The 19,489-nt window shown below is 69.4% G+C and carries 15 protein-coding genes, 2 tRNA genes and 1 pseudogene; 2 read left to right on the top strand and 16 right to left on the bottom strand.

From position 1 onward, the window contains the following. Positions 1-251: 251 nt before the first annotated feature. The 4 genes and pseudogenes from L3Q67_RS19305 to L3Q67_RS19290 form a co-directional block, all read right to left on the bottom strand. Complete coding sequence (locus L3Q67_RS19305; protein ID WP_499190803.1) at positions 252-1,031, bottom strand: maleylpyruvate isomerase family mycothiol-dependent enzyme; 780 nt, start codon at positions 1,029-1,031, stop codon at positions 252-254. 152 nt (positions 1,032-1,183) lie between these two features. Then, the gene (locus L3Q67_RS19300) at positions 1,184-1,306 is read right to left on the bottom strand and encodes a hypothetical protein (RefSeq protein WP_499191815.1); all 123 of its coding nucleotides are present in this window, start codon (positions 1,304-1,306) and stop codon (positions 1,184-1,186) included. 12 nt (positions 1,307-1,318) lie between these two features. Then, positions 1,319-1,629, bottom strand: a pseudogene (locus tag L3Q67_RS19295) (CAP domain-containing protein); the annotation flags it as partial. Positions 1,630-1,699: 70 nt separating this feature from the next. Then, positions 1,700-1,999, bottom strand: coding sequence for a hypothetical protein (locus L3Q67_RS19290; protein WP_499190802.1), 300 nt, complete (start codon positions 1,997-1,999; stop codon positions 1,700-1,702). 129 nt (positions 2,000-2,128) lie between these two features. Between L3Q67_RS19290 and L3Q67_RS19285 the strand changes: the two genes are divergently transcribed. Continuing rightward, the gene (locus L3Q67_RS19285; protein ID WP_499190801.1) at positions 2,129-2,509 is read left to right on the top strand and encodes a VOC family protein; all 381 of its coding nucleotides are present in this window, start codon (positions 2,129-2,131) and stop codon (positions 2,507-2,509) included. 188 nt (positions 2,510-2,697) lie between these two features. Here L3Q67_RS19285 and L3Q67_RS19280 read toward each other — a convergent pair whose 3' ends face one another. From L3Q67_RS19280 to gltX, 6 genes are all read right to left on the bottom strand, one after another. Continuing rightward, on the bottom strand, positions 2,698-4,812 hold the full coding sequence (locus L3Q67_RS19280; protein WP_499190800.1) for a WD40 repeat domain-containing serine/threonine protein kinase: 2,115 nt from the start codon (positions 4,810-4,812) through the stop codon (positions 2,698-2,700). Between the two features lie 99 nt (positions 4,813-4,911). Then, positions 4,912-5,271 carry a hypothetical protein gene (locus L3Q67_RS19275; protein WP_499190799.1) on the bottom strand — a complete coding sequence of 120 codons (360 nt, stop codon included), beginning with the start codon at positions 5,269-5,271 and terminating at the stop codon, positions 4,912-4,914. Positions 5,272-5,492: 221 nt separating this feature from the next. Then, positions 5,493-5,565: transfer RNA gene (locus tag L3Q67_RS19270), tRNA-Glu, on the bottom strand. 61 nt (positions 5,566-5,626) lie between these two features. Then, a tRNA-Gln gene (locus tag L3Q67_RS19265) sits at positions 5,627-5,698 on the bottom strand. A 92-nt stretch (positions 5,699-5,790) separates the two neighbouring features. Further along, on the bottom strand, positions 5,791-6,570 hold the full coding sequence (locus tag L3Q67_RS19260) for an HAD family hydrolase (protein WP_499190798.1): 780 nt from the start codon (positions 6,568-6,570) through the stop codon (positions 5,791-5,793). A gap of 80 nt (positions 6,571-6,650) precedes the next feature. Further along, positions 6,651-8,138, bottom strand: coding sequence for a glutamate--tRNA ligase (gene gltX / locus L3Q67_RS19255; protein ID WP_499190797.1), 1,488 nt, complete (start codon positions 8,136-8,138; stop codon positions 6,651-6,653). 107 nt (positions 8,139-8,245) lie between these two features. Between gltX and L3Q67_RS19250 the strand changes: the two genes are divergently transcribed. Next, entirely contained in the window at positions 8,246-9,499 is a 1,254-nt protein-coding gene (locus tag L3Q67_RS19250; protein ID WP_499190796.1) for an FAD-dependent oxidoreductase, read from the top strand. On the opposite strand, the gene L3Q67_RS19245 is transcribed toward L3Q67_RS19250, so the two are convergent. The 6 genes from L3Q67_RS19245 to L3Q67_RS19220 form a co-directional block, all read right to left on the bottom strand. Continuing rightward, positions 9,474-10,247 carry a fumarylacetoacetate hydrolase family protein gene (locus L3Q67_RS19245; protein ID WP_499190795.1) on the bottom strand — a complete coding sequence of 258 codons (774 nt, stop codon included), beginning with the start codon at positions 10,245-10,247 and terminating at the stop codon, positions 9,474-9,476. The two genes, L3Q67_RS19250 and L3Q67_RS19245, sit on opposite strands and share 26 nt — an antisense overlap. Positions 10,248-10,257: 10 nt before the next feature. Continuing rightward, the gene (gene cimA, locus L3Q67_RS19240; protein ID WP_499190794.1) at positions 10,258-11,865 is read right to left on the bottom strand and encodes a (R)-citramalate synthase; all 1,608 of its coding nucleotides are present in this window, start codon (positions 11,863-11,865) and stop codon (positions 10,258-10,260) included. Positions 11,866-12,167: 302 nt separating this feature from the next. Then, a complete protein-coding gene (locus L3Q67_RS19235) occupies positions 12,168-13,205 on the bottom strand; it encodes a 3-isopropylmalate dehydrogenase (protein ID WP_209670008.1) in 1,038 nt (345 codons plus the stop codon). Positions 13,206-13,470: 265 nt separating this feature from the next. Next, positions 13,471-16,809: a S8 family serine peptidase gene (locus L3Q67_RS19230; protein WP_499190793.1), complete on the bottom strand. Its 3,339-nt coding sequence runs from the start codon at positions 16,807-16,809 to the stop codon at positions 13,471-13,473. 314 nt (positions 16,810-17,123) lie between these two features. Next, positions 17,124-18,722, bottom strand: coding sequence for a Rossmann-fold NAD(P)-binding domain-containing protein (gene serA, locus L3Q67_RS19225; protein ID WP_499190792.1), 1,599 nt, complete (start codon positions 18,720-18,722; stop codon positions 17,124-17,126). A gap of 167 nt (positions 18,723-18,889) precedes the next feature. Continuing rightward, the gene (locus L3Q67_RS19220; RefSeq protein ID WP_499190791.1) at positions 18,890-19,456 is read right to left on the bottom strand and encodes a TetR/AcrR family transcriptional regulator; all 567 of its coding nucleotides are present in this window, start codon (positions 19,454-19,456) and stop codon (positions 18,890-18,892) included. Between the last annotated feature and the right edge of the window lie 33 nt (positions 19,457-19,489).

The raw sequence follows: 19,489 nt of genomic DNA, 5'->3' as shown, positions 1-19,489 counted from the left end.
ACCCGGCCGGACACAGCATCGGCCCAGCAGCACACCGTGGATAGGGCTGTCCGGGTCGCGGCCGTCACTCGGCCGGGTGGAACTCTCCCGCTGCCGTCGACGCCGACCAGCCGGGACCGGTCGGCGAACTCCTCCCGCAGCAGTTCGCCGCCGCGGTGGGAGTGGGCGCGTCACGTTGATTTGCACGATCAAAACGCTCTCCGGCCCTGACGTCGTCCGGGCACACGCCCCACTCCACCGGGTCAAGAAGCTCAGGCGTCGGTGACCCAGTCCATGTGCTCGATCCAGAGGTCGAGCAGTGCCCGCTCCCCCTGGATTTCCAGCGTGGTGACCGCACCCAGCGGGCGACGACGGCTGAGCACGAGCAGGAGGTCCGCGGCCGGGCCGCGGACCGTGACGTCCGCATCGGCGTGCGTGCGCTCCAGGGCGACCATGTCCGGTTCCCGGCGGGCCAGCCACTCCCCTGGCGCGTCGGTCGCGTGGAAGTGCAGGGTCTGGCCGCTGCCACGCAGCGCATTGGCGAAGTCCGGCCGGTTCTCCCAGTAGCCGCGGGAAGTCAGCGTGTCCAGCCAGTCCTCGATGGCCGCGACGGCGGGCTCCGGCGCCAGTTCGTAGGGCACGTCGAGCGTCGCGGCCGCGTCCGCGCGGTGCACGGAGATCTCGCCGAACAGCCGGCGTGACCAGAACGGCACGCCCGCGTCGGCGCCGGACGGATCCCACACCGGCGTGTCGTCGGTGACGGATTCGAACGCCAGCTTCGCCTCGGCCGCGCCATCGGTCAGCCAGGTGCGCCATTCGGCCGAATCGGCCGGGGGCGGGGTGTAGCCGGCGAACGCCCTGCTCGGGTCGGTCATCCGCGCACCCACCAGCATCGTCACCATGCGCTGCGTCGCGCCGACGTGGTCGACCAGGTCGGTCAGCGTCCATTTAGGACATGTCGGCACCGGGGCCGCCGCGTCCCTGCCGTCCACCCACTCGGCGAGCGTGCTCGTCTGTTCCACCACTGCGTTCAAATACGCGGACGTGTCCATTCGCTGCCTCTCCCAGTGCTCCGTCGAATGCCTCGATCCTGCTCCTTCAGGCCGTGACCGGGCAGTAGCGCGGTGAAACGACTCCGGATCGATAGGGTGCGGGGCAGGGAGCCCAGACCACGCCGGGTCTGGGCTCCGGCTTCCCGCGGTGGTTACTTCGGCGGGAGAACGTTCTCCTGGTACGCGCCCGCCATGTTCCCGCCCGGGGAGAAGTTGAGCGCGATGTAGGTCTCGTGCCACGGGCTGTCCGCGTTCTTGCCGCACACGCGGCCCACGCCGACCTTCGTGCTGCCCTTCCAGACGAGCTGGCTGAAGTGGCCGATCTTGTTCGAGTCGTTGGCGGCGAGGTTGTCGAAGTGGTAGTCCTTGATCTCGTTGTACCAGCTGTCGGCCGCCCTTCGGCCGAGCCCTGCGTCGGGCCGGACGAAGCCTGCCAGGAGAGGTTCTCCCCATAGCCCTTCTGCAGCCCGTCGTGGACCAGGTCGCCCTTGTCCGCGACCAGTTCGGCGCGGGACTTGGCGTAGTTGACGAGCTCCGTGTCGAGTTCCACCGGTGGGGCCGAATGCTTCGCCCGGTACTCGTTCACGCGAGCCACCATGCTGTTCAAGAATTCTTTGCTCGTTTGGTCGGAGAATCCGTTCTTCATGTCCTCTTCCCTTCTTCGCACATCACCGGTGCCGCAGAGTGACATCGGCTTGGAATCGAGGGTCGATTTCGTAGTGGGTGTCGAACTGGCTGCTGAATCCGGTGACCTGAACGGTCCGTCCGGCGGTGAGACCGGTCAGGTCGATGCCGGTCTGGGTGTTGACGAAGATGGTGAGTCCGCCGGAGCCGTCGTCGACGAAGAACTTGTAGCCGTAGGGCAGGTCCGTCAATTTCTCCCGCCGACTGAAAAAGTCGGCCCACGCGGAGCCTTGACCGCCCACGAACAGCCCACAATTCAGCCGCGGGCACGCGAGGCCGAGCACGAGAGGCCCGTTGTCGGCAGGTGGACGAGCAGTACGTGCGCGGGCGGCCTCGTGGGTTTGAGGGAGAGGCCCGCGCCTGAGCCGCTTCCGCGCACTACAGTTCGCTTACATCAAGAACTGGGAGGTCACGTGCTCAGGTTGGGATTCCCCGTCGTCGGCGTCACGGACGTGCCGCGGGCCGTCGCCTTCTGGACCGCGGCGCTGAACCTGGTGGAGAACCCGGAGTGGGCCAAGGACACCTGGCGCACGCTGGACCACGCCGACGGTTCGGGCCACGCGCTCGGGCTGATGTACAGCGAGTCGCCGGTGGAGCGGTACCCGCGGCTGCACCTGGACCTGGTCGTGGACACCACGGCCGAGCAGGAGGCCGAAGTCCGGCGGCTGATCGAGCTGGGCGCGACCGAGCTCGACTGGGACAGCTACCCGCCGAACCCGGACTTCGTCGTACTGGCCGACCCGGACGGCAACCCGTTCTGCGTGGTCGACCTGAGCGTGGCCCCCTCGGGGTGACCCGGGCGGGGGTCCACTGTGGATCCGCCGCAGGCCCGGCCTGACCACGAAAACAGCCAGCCCGGCCTCAGTCGTCGCGGCATGCGCCCGCCAGCAGATTGTCCTTCCTTGGCAGCTGATCGAGTGGAAGATCAGAAGGGCCAGGAAGTGCCGCGACAACGGTCGCTCAAGGCGAGACTGACACCGGATCACGTGCCTTCAACCGGCCACAGCCAGCAGCCACCGGCATCGACGAACCAGCCTCCTGACACCAGGAAGGTGCCATCGGGGTGGAAGGCCAGTGCGGCGGCCCTGCGGTCGGTTACGGTCACCTTCGCCCGACCGGTCGCGGCGTCCCATAGCCGGATGCCATCCTTGTCGGCCACTGCCAAGGTGGCGCCATCAGGGCTGAAGGCGACGGCATCGACCTCCGCGTTGCTGATGGTGTTCAGCCCGGCTTCTTGATCGGATGTCAGGGAGCAGCCGTGGGCGCCGCCGAGTGCGTACTGCTCTCCGTTCGGGCTTGTGGCCACCGCCGAGCCGTACCCTCCGGGGCCGAGCGGCTTCAGGTCACCGCTGTCGGGGTTCCAGCGCCAGAATCCGTCCGTCCCGTCGGCTTCGGTGAGGTCCGTCCCTGCCAGCAGGACCGAGCCGCCGTCGATGAACGCCGCCGAGTTCACTGCGGAACTGGCCCTCGTGGCGAACGGCAGTTCACCCTTCGGCTCATCGGCTGCGACATCCCACACGACACAGATCTCCGGGGCTTCCGGGTTGCCGACCGGAATGTTTCCTGCGACGAGCAGCCGGGTTCCGTCCGCGCTGAACACCATCGTGTGGGCGGTTCCGACCGGCAAGGAAAGCGAGCGCGTCACCTTCCCGGTGGAAGGGTCGCGGAAGCTCAGCGGCACCTTCATGCCGGTTGTCACCAGTGCGGAGCCATCCGGAGTGAAGGCCATGGCGCTGTTGGGCGAATCGCCGGAGGAGAAGTCGGCGATCACCTCGTGCGAGTCGGCGGCCCACAGCCAGCCGTCACCGTGGATGTTGCCTCCCGCGATGGTGCGCCCGTCGGGGCTGAACGCCACCGTGTACAGGTCCTCGTCGGTCAGCCGGTTGCGGTGGGACACCAGGTTCCAGCCGACCGGGACGGCCACAGCGCCCACCGCGGCCAGGCCACCGGCCAAGAGCAGGCGCCGGGTCAGGCGGCGCCTGCTGACGAGCGTGTCTGTGCCGCCGGGTGCCCGATTACCCGGCTCATGCGTGTGAGGCTCCGTGTCGCCGGGTGTGCTCAGGGTTCGACCGTGGTCGGGATCCTCCCTCGTCCTGCTGGGATCGGAAGAGGAAGGTGTCGGACCAGGCAGGGTCTGCGCTTGGCGTTCGGTGATCATCGTCGCGATCGGCTGCGGAAGCCACGGGGTGGTTGTCTGGGTGGGGTTGGTGAGTTCCTGGAGGATGTCGCCCACGCTGGGGCGGTCGCCGGGATCCTTGGCCAGGCAGCGCTGCACCAGGTCTGACAGCTGGGCGGGCAGGCCGGTCAGGTCGGGTTCGTCGTGGGCCACGCGATAGACGATCGCCTCGGCCTGTCCCGTGCCGAACGGGCTGCGACCGGTGGCGGCGTACGCCAGGACAAGTCCGAGGGAGAACACATCGCTGAGTGGGCCGATCTCGCGGCCTCGTACCTGTTCCGGGGACATGAACGACGGCGTGCCGATCACCGCTCGGGAGAGGGTGTGGGAGGTGGCATCCAGGGCACGGGTGATGCCGAAGTCAATGACGCGGGGGCCGTCGGCGGCGAGGATCACGTTGGAGGGTTTGAGGTCGCGGTGCACCAGGCCGCACGCGTGGATCGCGCCGAGCCCCTCGGCCAGCCCCGCCCCCAATACGGTGATCGCCCCCGCGGGCATCGGGCCGTGCGCTTCGACGGCCTGGGACAAGGAGGGGCCGGGAATGTAGGCGGTGACCAGCCACGGCGGGTCTGCATCGGGGTCAGCGTCGACCAGTTGGGCGGTGTAGAACCCGCCGACCCGGCGGGCGGCCTCGGCCTCGAGTGCGAACCGGCGCCGGAACCCGGGATCGTCGGCCAATTCAGGCCGCACCAACTTGACCGCGACCGGGCGTCCGCCGGGAGAGCGGCCCAGGAACACCTGCCCCATTCCGCCGCCCCCCAGCCGTCCCTCCAGCCGGTAGGCCCCCGCCTGGCGCGGATCACCCGGCCGCAAGGGCTCGTTCCAGAGCGGGGAGTTCATCGCACCTCCGTGTTCATGTCCTGGGAGCCCGCCGTCACGCCCCTTGAACTCGGCGAAGGAAGCCAGGATCTCGGAGGACATCTTGCCATCGGGACGGCCGTGTCGTAGCGCGTGCCGCCGAGTGGCAAGAGGTGCCCGGCACCGCTAGAGCACGACGGGGTCGCCGACATGGAGGTTTCGTCAAGGACGCGGTTCGAGCGGAGGTGAACGCACGGTCAGGTCGGATTCGCGGAATGATCCGCGGAGGCAACTGGCCGCCGCTTCGCCGGTCGATGCATCATCGTCTTCGGCCGGAATGAGAAGTCGAGGCTGATCTCGACGTTGTCGAGCAATTCTGCCCAGGCAGTCACTCGAACTTCGTAATGCACGTTCCATCGGCTCTTCGGAGCCGCAGACCACCAAGTCGACCGGGCGCATGGTGTCCGGACCGACTGTCGGCGCCACCTCGGCAGCCCGCCTGCTCCTGGCGGATTCAACGCCGACCTGCGCCGGGTCGAGCAGGTGGAACGGCAGCGGTTTCGCGATCTTCGGCACCGCCATGTAGACGAGCTTGCCCTCGTGCAGCGCCTGCTCCCGTACCCGCTCCCGGACGGCCCTCAACCTTGCCAAGGCTTCACAGGAACTCCTACGTCGCCTGTTCGACGTGACACAGCTCGAGGTCCGCTTGCATCCGGGCGAAAGAGCGGGTCCTCGACATCATGACCGCGGAAAACAGCCGGCCCGCCACCTCGGAAGGTGGCGGGCCGACTGATGACTCTACGTACCCCCGATGGGATTCGAACCCACGCTACCGGCGTGAGAGGCCGGCGTCCTAGGCCGCTAGACGACGGGGGCTAGGAACTTCCTTGCTTTGTTGCGAGAGAGAACTTACCAGACCGGTTTTTCCCTCTTGCAGCTGGGGTACCAGGACTCGAACCTAGACTAACTGGACCAGAACCAGTCGTGCTGCCAATTACACCATACCCCATTGGGGCGCGTTTCCGATCTTGACCGGCTTCGCACCGCCGAGAAGAAATATAGACCACCGCCCGGCGGGCCCTGCACGGGGGGCACCCACGGTCACCGCGGGGAGGGCACGCCGACCCTGGCGAACTCGCAAACCAGCAGTTCAGGCAGCTCCGCGAGCCCTTCGAGCACATGCACGCCGCGGGGGACCTCGGCGCCGGAGGCCGAGCGGTCGAGCCAGACCGCGCCGAGGCCGGCGTCGCTGGCGCCGATGGCGTCGGTGTCGAGTTTGTCGCCGACGTGGACCGCTTCGCCGGGGTCGCAGCCCAGCGCCAGGCAGACCGTGTGGAACATCACCGGATCGGGTTTGGCGACGCCCATCTCGCCGGCGATGGCGATGTGGTCGAAGAACCGGGCGAGGCCGAGGTCGGCGAGCTTGGTGCGCTGGTGCGCCCCCGAGGCGTTGGTCACCGCGGCCAGGTGGACCCCGGCCGCCCGCAGCCACTCCAGGCAGGGCAGCACGTCGTCGAACAGGCGCCACGAGCGGCGCAGCAGCTCCAGTCGCCGCCGTTCGAAGGACGCGGCCTCCTCCACGCACACGGGCCGCCCGATCTCGGCGAGGAAGCTCTGCGTACGCGTGCGGTGCATCGCCGCGTAGTCGAGATCACCGGCGACCACCATGGCGACGTGCCGGTCGGTCACCGCCTCCCACAGCGGCCAGAGGTCGTCGCGGCCGAGCACGGCGGCCAGCGCGCCGCTGCTGGACGCGGAGAAGTCGATCAGGGTGTCGTCGATGTCGAGGCAGACCAGGCGCAGGGCCGGGGCCGACCACGGGTCGGCCGGTGAAGCCGGGGTTGTCCCCCGCTGTCTCGGGGGTGCGAGCGCAAATTCCACTCAGAGAGGCTAGGGGTAGCCACGGCTTCACCGATTCGACCAACGAGGTGAACTAAGAAAAAACTGACACGGTCAAGCAGTTACAGCCCGACACCCTCGAGTGCGCGGCGCAACCGTCCGAGAGAGACCTCGCGGCCGAGCAGTTCCATGGATTCGTAAAGCGGTGGTGAAACGGTACGACCGGTGATCCCCACGCGAACCGGCGCGAAAGCCTTGCGGGGCTTGAGACCCAGCTTCTCCACGAGTGCGGTCTTCAGCGCTTCCTCGATCGCCGGAGTCTCCCAGGAGGACAGTTCCTCGAGCGCTTCCACAGCGGCACGCAGTACCGGCTCCGAGTCCGGCCCGAGAACCTTGGTGGCCGCGGCCTCCTCCGGCGCGAATTCCTCTTCGGACACGAAAAGGAAACGAACCATGTCCACAGTGTCCGACAACACGGTCACGCGCTCCTGCACCAGTGGCGCGATGGTGCGCAGCCGGGCCAGCTCGCTTTCGGACGGTTCCGCCGGAAGTACGTTCGCGCTCTGCAGGTAGGGCACCACGCGCGCGGTGAAATCGTCCACGTCGAGCGCCCGGACGTGCGTGCCGTTGATGGCTTCGGCTTTCTTCAGGTCGAACCGCGCCGGGTTCGCGCTGACCTTGCCGATTTCGAACGCCTCGACCAGTTCGGCCACGCTGAAGATGTCCCGGTCGTCGGCGATGGACCAGCCGAGCAGGGCCAGGTAGTTGAGCAGGCCCTCGGGGATGAAACCGCGATCGCGGTAGTTGAACAGATTCGAAGAAGGGTCCCGTTTGGACAGTTTTTTGTTGCCCTCCCCCATCACGTACGGGAGGTGCCCGAACTCGGGGGTGCGCTCGGCGACCCCGATGCGCTCCAGCGCCGCGTACAGCGCGATCTGCCGGGGCGTCGACGGCAGCAGGTCCTCACCGCGCAGCACGTGCGTGATCTTCATCAGCGCGTCGTCGACCGGGTTGGTCAGCGTGTACAGCGGCTCGCCGTTGTTCCGCACCAGCACCGGGTCGGGGATGGTGCCGGCCGGGAAGCTGATCTCGCCGCGCACCAGGTCGGTCCAGCCGAGGTCGCGATCGGGCATGCGCAGTCGCAGCACCGGCTTGCGGCCCTCGGCGCGGAAGGCGGCGCGCTGCTCGTCGGTCAGCTCGCGGTCGAAGTTGTCATAGCCGAGCTTCGGGTCCTGCCCGGCCGCCTTGCGCCGCTCCTCGACCTCTTCGTTGGTCGAGAACGCCTCGTACAGCTCCCCGGCCGCGAGCAGCTTGGCGGCCACGTCGGCGTAGATCTCCCGCCGCTGGCTCTGCCGGTACGGCCCGTGCTCGCCCCCGACCTCGGGGCCTTCGTCCCAGTCCAGCCCCAGCCAGCGCAGCCCGTCGAGCAGCGCTTCGTAGGACTCCTCGGAGTCGCGGGCGGCGTCGGTGTCCTCGATCCGGAACACCAGGCTGCCGCCGTGGTGCCGGGCGAAGGCCCAGTTGAACAGCGCCGTCCGGATCAGCCCGACATGCGGGGTACCGGTCGGCGACGGGCAGAAGCGGGCGCGCACAGGCGTGGTCTCAGTCATAGCCCGACCAGCGTATCCAGTGCCGGGAGGCTTGACACACCGGTGGTACCGGGTGCACTCTCGAGTTATTCAACAAGCGATGAAAAAGACGAGATGAGGTGGTTGCCGTGGCCGAGCGCACCGACTGCGTGGTGATCGGCGGCGGACCGGCGGGCATGGTGCTGGGGCTGCTGCTGGCCAGGGCCGGCGTCGAGGTGACCGTGCTGGAGAAGCACGCCGACTTCCTGCGTGACTTCCGCGGGGACACCGTGCACCCGTCGACCCTGCAGTTGCTCGACGAACTGGGGCTGGGCGAGCGCTTCCACGCGCTGCCGCACAGCGAGATCCAGCAGATCGGCTTCCCGCTGGGCCGGGACCGGACCCTGACCTTCGCCGACCTGTCGAAGCTGAAGGTCAGCTACCCGTACGTGGCGATGGTGCCGCAGTGGGACTTCCTCGATCTGCTCGCCGACGCCGGACGCAGCGAGCCGACGTTCACGCTGCGGATGAGTACCGAGGTCACCGGGCTGGTCTCCGAGGGCGACCGCATCGCCGGGGTCCGCTACCGCGCGGCCGACGGCACCGAGGGCGAGATCCGCGCCGGGCTGACCGTGGCCGCCGACGGCCGCTGGTCGCTGGGGCGGCGGCAGGCCGGGCTGCGGCCGCAGGAGTTCGACGTGCCGTTCGACGCCTGGTGGTTCCGGCTCCCGCGGCTCGATGGCGAGCGCGGCGACACCATCAGCCCGCAGATGCGCAACCGGAAGTTCGCCGTGGCCCTGCCGCGCGAGGGCTACTTCCAGATCGCCTACCTGGCGCCGAAGGGCTCCGACGAGGACCTGCGCAACGCCGGTATCGAGCAGTTCCGGGCCGGCGTGGCCGACGCCTACCCGGGCTACGCCGACCGGCTCGGCGCGCTGGAAACGATGGACGACGTGAAGTTCCTGGACGTGAAGCTGAACCGGCTGCACCGCTGGCACACCGAGGGTCTGCTGTGCATCGGCGACGCCGCGCACGCCATGTCACCGGTCGGCGGCGTCGGCATCAACCTGGCCGTGCAGGACGCCGTGGCCACCGCGCACCTGCTCGCCGCCCCGCTGCGCCGCGGCAGGCCGAGCGTGAAGGACCTGGCCAGGGTGCGGCGACGGCGGTGGCTGCCGACGGTGGCGGTGCAGCTGCTCCAGCGGCTGCTCCACCGCGCGGTGATGCGGCCGGTGATGGAGGGCAGGCGGGACGGGCCGCCGAAGCCGGTGATCGCGGCGCTGAGCGCGTTCCCGGCGCTGTCGGTGGTCCCGGCCTACCTGATCGGGGTGGGCCTGCGGCCCGAGCACGCGCCGGAGTTCGCGCGAAGGGCCCCTCTCAGCCCTGCACCACGGGATTCGTGAGCGTGCCGATGCCCTCGATGGTGATCGACACCTGCTGCCCGTCGGTGATCGGGCCGACGCCCTCGGGGGTGCCGGTGAGGATGACGTCGCCGGGCAGCAGCGTCATCACCGAGGAGACGAACTCCACCAGCTCCGGGATCTTGTGGATCAGGTCCGCGGTGTTGCCGTCCTGCTTCAGCTGACCGTCCACCTCGGACTTCAGCGACAGGGTGCCCGGCTCGGCCAGCTTGGTCTCGATCCACGGGCCGAGCGGGCAGAAGGTGTCATAACCCTTGGCGCGACCCCACTGCCCGTCCGCTTTCTGCAGGTCACGGGCGCTGACGTCGTTGGCGACGGTGTAGCCGAGCACCACGCTCGAGGCGCGGGCGGCGGGCACGTTCTTCACCGGCTGGCCGATCACCACGGCGAGCTCGCCCTCGAAGTCCACCCGGCCGGCCGCCGGGGGCAGCTTGATCGCCGCGTTCGGGCCGATCACGCTGGTGGACGGCTTGAGGAAGAGCATCGGCGACTGCGGCACCTCGTTGCCGAACTCGGCGGCGTGCTTGGCGTAGTTGCGGCCCACCGCGATGATCTTCGACGGCAGGATCGGCGCGAGCAGCCGCACGTCGGCCAGCGGCCAGCGCTTGCCGGTGAAGTTCGGGTCGCCGAACGGGTGCTCGGCGATCTCCAGTACCTGGGCGTCGTCACCGTCCCCTTCGATCGAAGCGAAGGCGACACCACCGGGATGAGCGATTCGGGCTAGGCGCACACCGGTGATCCTACGTGGTCTGGCGCAGGCTCTTGTGGACGAGGGCGTCGCAGAGCGCGAGCCAGCTGGCTTCGACGATGTTGCCGTGCACCCCGACCGTGGTCCACTCGCGCGAGCCGTCGCTGGTTTCCACCAGCACGCGGGTGACCGCGTCGGTGCCGGGGTGGCCGGGCAGGATGCGCACCTTGTAGTCGGCCAGCTCCACACTGTCCAACCAGGACAGATGCGGGCTGAGCGCCTCGCGCAGCGCGGCGTCCAGCGCGTGCACCGGGCCGTTGCCCTCGGCGGTGGCGATCACCCGCTGCCCGCCGACGTGCACCTTGACCGTGGCCTCGGAGACGATCTCGCCGTCGGCGCGGTGGTCGAGCACCACGCGGTAGGACTCCAGCACGAACGGCGGATCGTCGAGGTCCTCCCCCACCTCCCGGCGCAGCAGCAGCTCCAGTGAGGCGTCGGCGGCTTCGAAGGACCAGCCCTCGGCCTCCAGCCGCTTCACCTTGCGCACCGCGCTGGTCAGCGCTTCGGGCCGGCCGGCAAGGTCGACACCGAGCTCACGTCCCTTGAGCTCGAGGCTGGCCCTGCCGGCCATCTCGGTGACCAGTACCCGCATGCCGTTGCCGACCGAAGGGGGATCGATGTGGTTGTACAACAACGGATCCACCTTGATCGCGCTCGCGTGCAACCCCGCCTTGTGGGCGAAGGCCGACGCCCCTACGTAAGCCTGGTGGGCGTAGGGGGCGATGTTCGCGATTTCGGCAAGCGCATGGGAGACCCGGGTGAGCTCGGCGGCGTTCCCGGTGGGGAGCACCTCCATGCCGAGCTTGGCCACCAGGTTCCCGGTCACGGCGAACAGGTCGGCGTTGCCGGCCCGTTCCCCGTAGCCGTTGGCGGTGCACTGCACGTGCGTCACGCCGGCCTGCACGGCGGCGACGCTGTTCGCCACCGCGCAGGAAGTGTCGTCCTGACAATGGATCCCGAGCCGGAACCCGGTGCGTTCCTTGACCTCGCGCACGGTTTCGGCCAGGCCCAGCGGCAACTGGCCGCCGTTGGTGTCGCAGAGCACCACCACGTCGGCACCGGCGCCCGCCGCCGCGTCGGCCACGCGCAGCGCGGTGTCCCTGCTGAACGCGTAGCCGTCGAAGAAGTGCTCCAGGTCGACGAAAACGCGGCGGCCTTCGCGGACCAGGAAACCGACCGTGTCGCGGACCATTTCGCAGGCTTCGCCGACTTCGGCCTTGAGCGCGCGCTCGATGTGCCGCAGGTCCGCTTTCGCGACCAGGGTCACCACGGGCGCCTGCGAATCGAGCAGCGCGCGCACCTGCGGGTCCTTTTCCGCGGTGGTCCCGGCTTTGCGGGTGGCCCCGAACGCGACGAGCGCCGCGTGCTTGAGGCTCAGCTCCCCCGCCGCCTTGGCGAAGAATTCGGTGTCCTTCGGCAGCGCGCCCGGCCAGCCACCTTCGATGAAACCCACGCCGAGCTCGTCCAGCAGCCGGGCGACGGCCAGTTTGTCGGTGACCGAATAGGAGATCCCCTCACGCTGGGCGCCATCGCGCAGCGTGGTGTCGTAGAGGTGGAACTCGTCGCCCAGCGCGGTCCCGGCCGGTTCGGTGCGAGTCACGGGAATCTCCTCGGTTTCGTGGCGAAAAAGGCCCCAGAACAGCAAAAAACCTCCCGCAGGATGATGCGAGAGGTCGCGCGCCGGGTGTTCGTGAGAACAGCTACCCGGCGCGCCTGCCGATAATGATGGCGGAGGAAGTCACGGGCCCGATAGTGCCACACCCCGGCCCCGGTTCCAAGCTTTGGCGCCCACTTCCCACATGATGGAACCCGCCAATGCAATGAGTGGGGCATTACTTGCAATCAACGCAAGTAATGCCCCACTCATAGCATTCGGCCTCGGCCGGGAGAGCGGTTCCGGGGTCAGCCGGTGCGGGTGTTCGAGGAGACGAGGGCGGCCAGGCGGTCGCCGATGGCGTGCGTGGAACCGGGGTTGGCCTGGTCCCGGGTGGCCAGGTCGAAGGCCACCGAGGCCTCGATCCGGCGTGCCGGTTCCTTCTGGCCGAGGTGGTCCAGCAGCAGCGCGACCGACAGCACCGCGGCGGTCGGGTCGGCCAGCGCCTGCCCGGCGATGTCCGGCGCGCTGCCGTGCACCGGCTCGAACATGCTCGGGTTGCGGCGGGTGATGTCCAGGTTCCCGCTCGCGGCCAGGCCGATGCCACCGGTCACCGCGGCGGACAGGTCGGTGATGATGTCGCCGAACAGGTTGTCGGTGACGATCACGTCGAAGCGGCCCGGGTCGGTGACCATGTGGATGGTCGCCGCGTCCACGTGCGAGTACGCCACGGTGACGTCGGGGTGCTCCAGCGAGACCTCTTCGACCACGCGCGACCACAGCGACCCGGCGTGCTCGAGCACGTTGGTCTTGTGCAGCAGCGTCAGGTGCTTGCGCGGGCGCTGCTCGGCCCGGTCGAAGGCGTCGGAGACGACCCGCCGGATGCCGAACGCGGTGTTCACGCTGACCTCGGTGGCGATCTCGTGCTCGGTGTCCTTGCGCAGCAGGCCACCGTTGCCCGCGTACGGGCCTTCGGTGCCCTCGCGGACCACCACCATGTCGATCTCGGTCGCGTCGGCCAGCGGCCCGCGCACCCCCGGGTAGAGCCGCGCCGGGCGCAGGTTCACGTGGTGGTCCAGCTCGAACCGCAGGCGCAGCAGCAGGCCGCGCTCGAGGATGCCGCTGGGCACCGACGGATCACCGACCGCGCCCAGCAGGATCGCGTCGTGCTGGCGGAGTTCGCCGAGCACCGACTCCGGGAGCAGCTCACCGGTGGAGTGCCACCGCGCGGCGCCGAGGTCGTAGTTGGTGGTCTCCGCGTTCGGCGCGACCTCACCCAGCACCTTCAGCGCCTCGGTGACCACCTCGGGCCCGATCCCGTCACCTGGGATCACAGCGAGCCGCATCCACACACCTCCGTCGATCTGGGTCCGGCGTCCCGGATGGCCCATCCGCACAAAACTCCAGCGACGGCAGGTTACCGGCTGCCGACATTCGGCCGAAGCCGCACCACCCTTATGTCTGATCCTCCCGCGTGGTGAGACACCCGGAAGTGTCGCCCGCTACTCCGTTAGGAACAAGTCTCACTTTTTCACACGGTCGGCTTACGACCGTAAGAAACGCGGACGGCGCCCGGGAACCGAAGCTCCCGGGCGCCGTTTTCCAGGTGGATCAGCTGGCGTCGGCCGTGTTGGCCACGTTCAGCTGCACCACCTTCGCCCGGTCGCCCGAAGCGTTGTGGTGGTTGAGCGAGAGCAGGCCGAGCACGGTGTCCTGCCCGGCGGCGGCCGCGTCGCGGTTGACCACCAGCGCGGTGCCGGGACGGGCCAGGTAGGACAGCGCGGCGTCCCCGCCACCCTGCACCCAGTACCCCGGCGAGACCGCGTCGAACGACAGCGGGGTGTCGATGCTGTCGATCACGCCGCTGCCCGGCGAGGTGTAGTAGCCGGTGACTCCCACGGTGTAGGAAATCCGGTGCGAGTCCGCGTTCGGGTCGATCCCGAGCGCGGCCAGGCGCACCGGCAGCACCGCGACGTTGGTGTCGAAGACGTTGGTGTCCACGTCACCGAGGTGCCCGTTGAGCGGCTGCAGGTCCACCGAGGGGAAGCCCGGCTTGTTCAGGTCCACCGTGTTGACCAGGAGCACGTCGCTCGAGGTCGCCTTGGTCACGTAGGACTCGAAGTCCGGCTGCCCGTCGCCGGTGGTGTCGATGTCGACGAACGGGATGGTGTTGCTGCCCAGGTTGGCCCAGTTGCTCCAGGTGGCCAGGCCGAAGGCGAGCAGCGACTCCTCGGGAGCGCCCTGCTGCTTGGCCAGCGGGGCCGTGGAGGCCGCGCCGACGTACCGCAGGTCGCCGCCCTTGGCGGTGTCGTTGACCGTGCACTGCGTCGGCTGGTCGTCGCACTCGGGCAGCTGGCCCGACTGCGCCTGCAGCTCGAACAGGCTCACCAGCGAGCGGTAGGCCTGCGTGCCGGAGCCCTGGTTGACCCCGCGGCCACCGAGGTTGAGCACCGCCTGCTCCTGGCCGGCGGCGAAGGCGACCTGCCCCGGGGTGGTGATCGCCGCGACCGGCTTCGGCGCCGAGTGCACCGGCACCCGGAGCCCGACGGTCGCGCCGCTCTTCGGGGTGAAGGCCACCCGGCCCGACGCCTCGGTGAGGAACTGGCGCGCCAGCCCCGCCTGCGTGGCCTGCATGGTCGGGTCGATGACCTTGCGCAGCGCCTTCGGGTCATCGATCTTCAGCGTCACGGTGACCGTGGCGATGCCGCGCGGGCTGAGCTTGACGCTGCTCTTGTTCACCTCGTACCGCACGCCGGGCGTCTGCGTGACGCCCTGGTAGGCCACGGCGTACTCGACCGGCCGCACGCCCTTGTTGACCACCTTGATGGTCTTGGTCAGGCTGACCGGGCCCGCCGCCTCGACGGTGCCGAACGAAGCGTTCACCACGCCGGGGTTGTCCTGCACGTAGGCGAGGACCTGGTTGTCCAGCGCGGACTTCGCGTTGATCCGGCCGGAGCCGACCCGCTGCGGGCCGAACACCTTGCCGCCCTCGGCCACGTCGGCGCCGGCGGTGTTGATCACCGCGGCCTTGACCTCCTCGACCGACCAGTCCGGGTGGGCCTGGCGGATCAGCGCGGTGATGCCCGCGGTGTGCGGGGCGGCCATCGAGGTCCCCGACATCACCGTGCGGCCGTTGCCGCTGCCGCTGAACGCCGAGGAGATGCTGTCACCGGGAGCGGCGACGTCCGGCTTCACGGCCGGGCCGCGCACGCCGCGCGAGGTGAACGAGCTCGGGGTGTCCACGATGGACTGGTCGTAGGTCTGCAGCGCGGACCGGCCGGAACCGGCCAGGCGCACCTGCAGCGTGCCCGCGTCCAGCGCCGGGCGCACCGAGGCGGTGGCGGTACCGGTCAGCTGGAACATCGGCACCGTCGCGTTGCCGGCGATGCCCGCGGCGAAGTTCTCCAAAATGGACGAAAGCAGCACGCCGGTGGCCCCGGCGGCCTGGGCGTTGTTCGCCCGCGCCGCCGAACCGCACGGGCGGGTGGCGTCGTTGTCGTCCCACTCCAGCCAGGCGATCTTGCCCTGCACGGCGGCCTTGTCGGCGGCCGAGTAGGGCGCGCAGCCCGCCGCGTTGGCCGCGGACAGCTTGACCACCGGGCCGGTCAGGTCGAGCGTGTCGTAGCCGGCGAAGTCCTGGCTGAACTGGCCCGGCTTCTGACCTGCCGAACCGGCCGGGGCCACCACGTCGACGGCGTCGCGCAGGATCGAAGCGTCCCGCGTGCTCGCCACGGTCAGCGCCTCGGGCGTGTTGCCCGGCGAGCCGCCGACGTCGTAGCGGTCGCCGCCGTTGCCACCGGAGAACACCGGCAGCACGTTGTTCGCGGCCAGCTTGCGCACGAACAGCGAGTCGGGGTCGTCCGGCGCACCGAAGTCGCTGCCCAGCGAAAGGTTCACCAGGTCGAGCTTGTCGGTCGGGTCGCCGTCGCGGTCGGGGTCGAGCGCCCAGTCCAGCGCTTCGCTGACCACGTTGGTCGAACCGTGGCAGCCGAACACCTTGATCGCGTACAGCAGTGACTTCGGCGCGGTGCCCGGGCCGATGCGCATCTGCGCGACGGTCTCCGGGGTGAGCTTCGAGTAGTCACCGGTGAAGGTGGTGCCGTCGGCGTTCACGCCGAACCCGCCCGCGGTACCGGCCACGTGCGTGCCGTGCGAACCGCAGGAGATCGGGTTGGGGTCGGGCTTGGGGATGGTGACCTCACCGTCGCCGCCCGAGTCGTACTCGTCGCCGACCAGGTCGACCCCGCCGACGACCTTGGCGGTCGGGAAGAACGACGGCGCGATCTGCGTCGGGTCGATCGCGTCGTAGGCCTCCTTGGTGCCGGGGCCGCCGAAGTCCGCGTGGGTGTAGTCGATGCCGTCGTCGATGATGCCGACGCGGACGCCGTCGCCGTAGCGGCCGGTCTGCTGCCACGCGGCGAGGGTCTGGGTCAGCTGGACGGCGCTGGTGTTGGTCCGCTTCTTCGGCACCACCGTGCGGACCGAGACCACGTCGTCGCGGTGCGCCAGTTCGCGGATCTTCGCCGCGTCGGCGGTCACCACCGCGCCGGGGACCGCGGTCGAGGTCTCCGCGAGCAGTTCGGTGCCGGCGTCGCCACTGGTCAGCTGCCCGACCACGGAGTCGACCGCGGCCTCGGTGTCGGCCTGAGCGGCCTTCGCCGCCTGCTTGGCCTTCTCCTTGCCCGCACCCTTGTTCTGTTCGGCGTGGAACGCGTCGACCGCCGGCCGCTTGGCCAGTTCGACGAACGCGGTCACCTTGCCCTGCGCGGCGCTCAGCCGCGGCTCGACCTTGCCGGAGAAGCCGGCGGCGCCGGATTGCGGCAGCGCGTCGGCGAGCGGGACGTCCTGGGCCGATGCGGCCGGGACTCCGATGAATCCGGCCGTCAGCACGGCGGAAAGCACCGCCACCGACGACCGCGCGGCCCATCTGGGTACGCGAGTTTTTGCCATCACGAAGTGCCCTCACCCGAGGCGTAACTGAGAACCTGCCTGGCTCGAACACCCCCGACGGTGAGCACCGGCGCGCGTGCCGTGCCCTTGACGGCGCGCGGTTCAGCCTCGCGGGTGGAAATTTAGTCGCAGAATGCACCTACTTTGGTAGGCCATTCGAGTGAGCACCACCCGGCTGGATGACGGACGCCGGGTCTCACCTGCACAGACACCCCGTTCTCCGCCGACGGCGTTATGCATTCGAAACGAGGACGGAAATTAACTCGTGGGTGCGCGAGGTCGTGGAGAAACGACCCCGCGCACCCACGGGGGAATCAGTCGAACGAAATGGCGCGAATGGTGCTCGCCTGCACCACGGTGCCGATCGGCTCCAGCACGTGCTGGTCCACCGACCGGTCCACGCGCAGCAGCATGACGGCGTCGGCGCGGTCGGTGGTCTGGCTGATCTGCGCGGCCTCGATGTTGATGCCCGCTTCACCGAGCACGGTGCCGACGCGCCCCATGATGCCCGGGCGGTCCGGGTACTCCAGCAGCAGCAAGTTGCCCTCGGCACGCAGGTCGAACGAGCGGCCGTTCACCTCGACCAGCTTCTCCACCTCGTCCTTGCCGGTGAGCGCGCCCGAGACGGACAGCGTGCTGCCGTCGGCGTGCACCGCGCGCACGGTGACCAGGCTGCGGTGGTTGGGGCTCTCCGACTCCTTGGTCAGCTCGACGCGGACCCCGAGCTCCTCGGCCAGCCGCGGCGCGTTGACGAAGGTGACCGGGTCGCGCACCACGCCGGCGAACACGCCGCGCTCGGCGGCCAGCGGCAGGATGCTGACGTCCTCGTCAGCCAGCTCGCCGCGCACGTGCACGGTCAGCGTGGCCGGCGCCTTCGGGTCCAGCGAGGCCAGCACGGTGCCGAGCTTCTGGGTCAGGCTGAGGTACGGGCGGACCTCTTCGCCGACCGGGCCACCGGCCGAGACGTTCACCGCGTCCGGCACGAAGTCCCCGCGCAGCGCGAGCAGCACCGAACGGGCCACGTCGGTGCCCGCGCGGTCCTGCGCCTCGGCGGTCGAGGCGCCCAGGTGCGGGGTGACCACGACGTTGGGCAGGCCGAACAGCGGGCTGGAGGTGGTCGGCTCGGTGACGAAGACGTCCACACCGGCACCGCCGACGTGGCCTTCCTTGATGGCGTCCGCGAGCGCGTCCTCGTCGACCAGGCCACCGCGCGCGGCATTCACCACGATCACGCCGGGCTTGGTCTTCTTCAGCGCCTCCGCGTTGATCAGGCCCTTGGTCTCCGGGGTCTTCGGCAGGTGGATGGAGAAGGCGTCGGCGCGCGCCAGCAGCTCGTCCAGGCTGACCAGCTCGATGCCGAGCTGCGCGGCCCGCGTGGCCGAGACGTAGGGGTCGTAGGCGATCAGCGTGGTGCCGAAGGCGGCGAGCCGCTGGGCGAACAGCTGGCCGATCTTGCCGAGGCCGACCACACCGATGGTCTTGCCGTTCAGCTCGACACCCGAGTAGGAGCTGCGCTTCCACTCGCCGCCACGAAGGCTCTGGTCGGCGGCGGGCACCCGGCGGGCCACGGCCAGCAGCAACGCGACCGCGTGCTCGGCGGCCGAGACGATGTTCGAGGTCGGCGCGTTCACCACGAGCACCCCGCGCTCGGTGGCGGCGGGCACCTCGACGTTGTCCAGGCCCACCCCGGCGCGCGCGACCACCTTGAGCCGCGTGGTGGCGGCCAGTACCTCGGCGTCGACCTTGGTGGCGGAGCGCACCAGGAGCGCGTCGGCCCCCTTCACCGCCTCGAGCAGCGCCGGCCGGTCGGTACCGTCCACATGCTGGACATCCACCTCATCGCCGAACACGCTCAGCACGGACGGCGCGAGCTTTTCCGCGATGAGTACGACGGGCTTGCCGGGTGTGGTCACGATGGGGCTCCCATGAATCGGATTCGGCAGAAAGTGCTTGAGTGGCAACGCTTTTTCCTGCGGTCAGCCGATCCGTGCCAGTAAGCCGCTCGCGCCCCACCTCCGCTGACCGGCCACGACGGTGTGCCCGGACCAGGCGCAGTTTAGCCCGCTGGAGACCCGTCTCGTTAACTGGGACGCAACCCGGAGAAAACAAAGTCGAGCAACCTGGGCACGCTCTCGTCCCCAGCGGGATCGTGCTGCGAAGCCCACGCTACCCCGTGGACCAGCAGGAACATGTCCTCGGTTGCGACGTCTTCGCGGAGATCACCGGCTTCCCGCGCCCGCGCCGCCAGTCGCGCGCCGAATTCCCGCATGGCGTGGCACGACTCGTACAACTCGGACGTTTCGTCGCTCAGCGCCGCCGCGACCGCTTCGATGAGACCGCGGAAACTCGTCGACACCGTGGCGAGTTCGCGGAACCAGCGGAACAGGGCTTCTCCCGGCTTGTCGTGTTCCAGCAATTCGCGGCCGAGTTCGGCCTGCCGGTCGAACCGGTCGCGCAGCAGGGCTTCGAGCAACGCCGTGCGCGTGGCGAAATGCCGGTAGAGCGTGCCGATGCCGACTCCGGCGGCCTTCGCGATGTCCTCCAGTGACGCGTCGACGCCGTGGCGCGCGAAGGCGGCGCCCGCCTCGGCGAGCAGCCGGTCGTAGTTGCGGCGGGCGTCGGCACGCAGCGGTTTCGCGGTGGTCATCGCTGCCCGAGCATAGTCGCCAGCGTTTCGGAG

It is taken from the genome of Saccharothrix sp. AJ9571 (assembly GCF_021725495.1).
Classification (GTDB): Bacteria; Actinomycetota; Actinomycetes; order Mycobacteriales; family Pseudonocardiaceae; genus Amycolatopsis; species Amycolatopsis magusensis.
The sequence above is the reverse complement of the archived record's forward strand: the minus strand, read 5'-3'. Positions and strand labels throughout refer to the sequence as shown.

Bases quoted from the DNA above. Each gene is read 5' to 3' on its own strand.
- L3Q67_RS19275 (WP_499190799.1), bottom strand. From the start codon at position 5,271: ATGGCGGTGCCGAAGATCGCGAAACCGCTGCCGTTCCACCTGCTCGAC.
- L3Q67_RS19220 (WP_499190791.1), bottom strand. From the start codon at position 19,456: ATGACCACCGCGAAACCGCTGCGTGCCGACGCCCGCCGCAACTACGAC.
- L3Q67_RS19235 (WP_209670008.1), bottom strand. From the start codon at position 13,205: ATGCGGCTCGCTGTGATCCCAGGTGACGGGATCGGGCCCGAGGTGGTC.
- L3Q67_RS19280 (WP_499190800.1), bottom strand. From the start codon at position 4,812: ATGTCCTCCGAGATCCTGGCTTCCTTCGCCGAGTTCAAGGGGCGTGAC.
- L3Q67_RS19305 (WP_499190803.1), bottom strand. From the start codon at position 1,031: ATGGACACGTCCGCGTATTTGAACGCAGTGGTGGAACAGACGAGCACG.
- gltX (WP_499190797.1), bottom strand. From the start codon at position 8,138: ATGACTGAGACCACGCCTGTGCGCGCCCGCTTCTGCCCGTCGCCGACC.
- L3Q67_RS19230 (WP_499190793.1), bottom strand. From the start codon at position 16,809: ATGGCAAAAACTCGCGTACCCAGATGGGCCGCGCGGTCGTCGGTGGCG.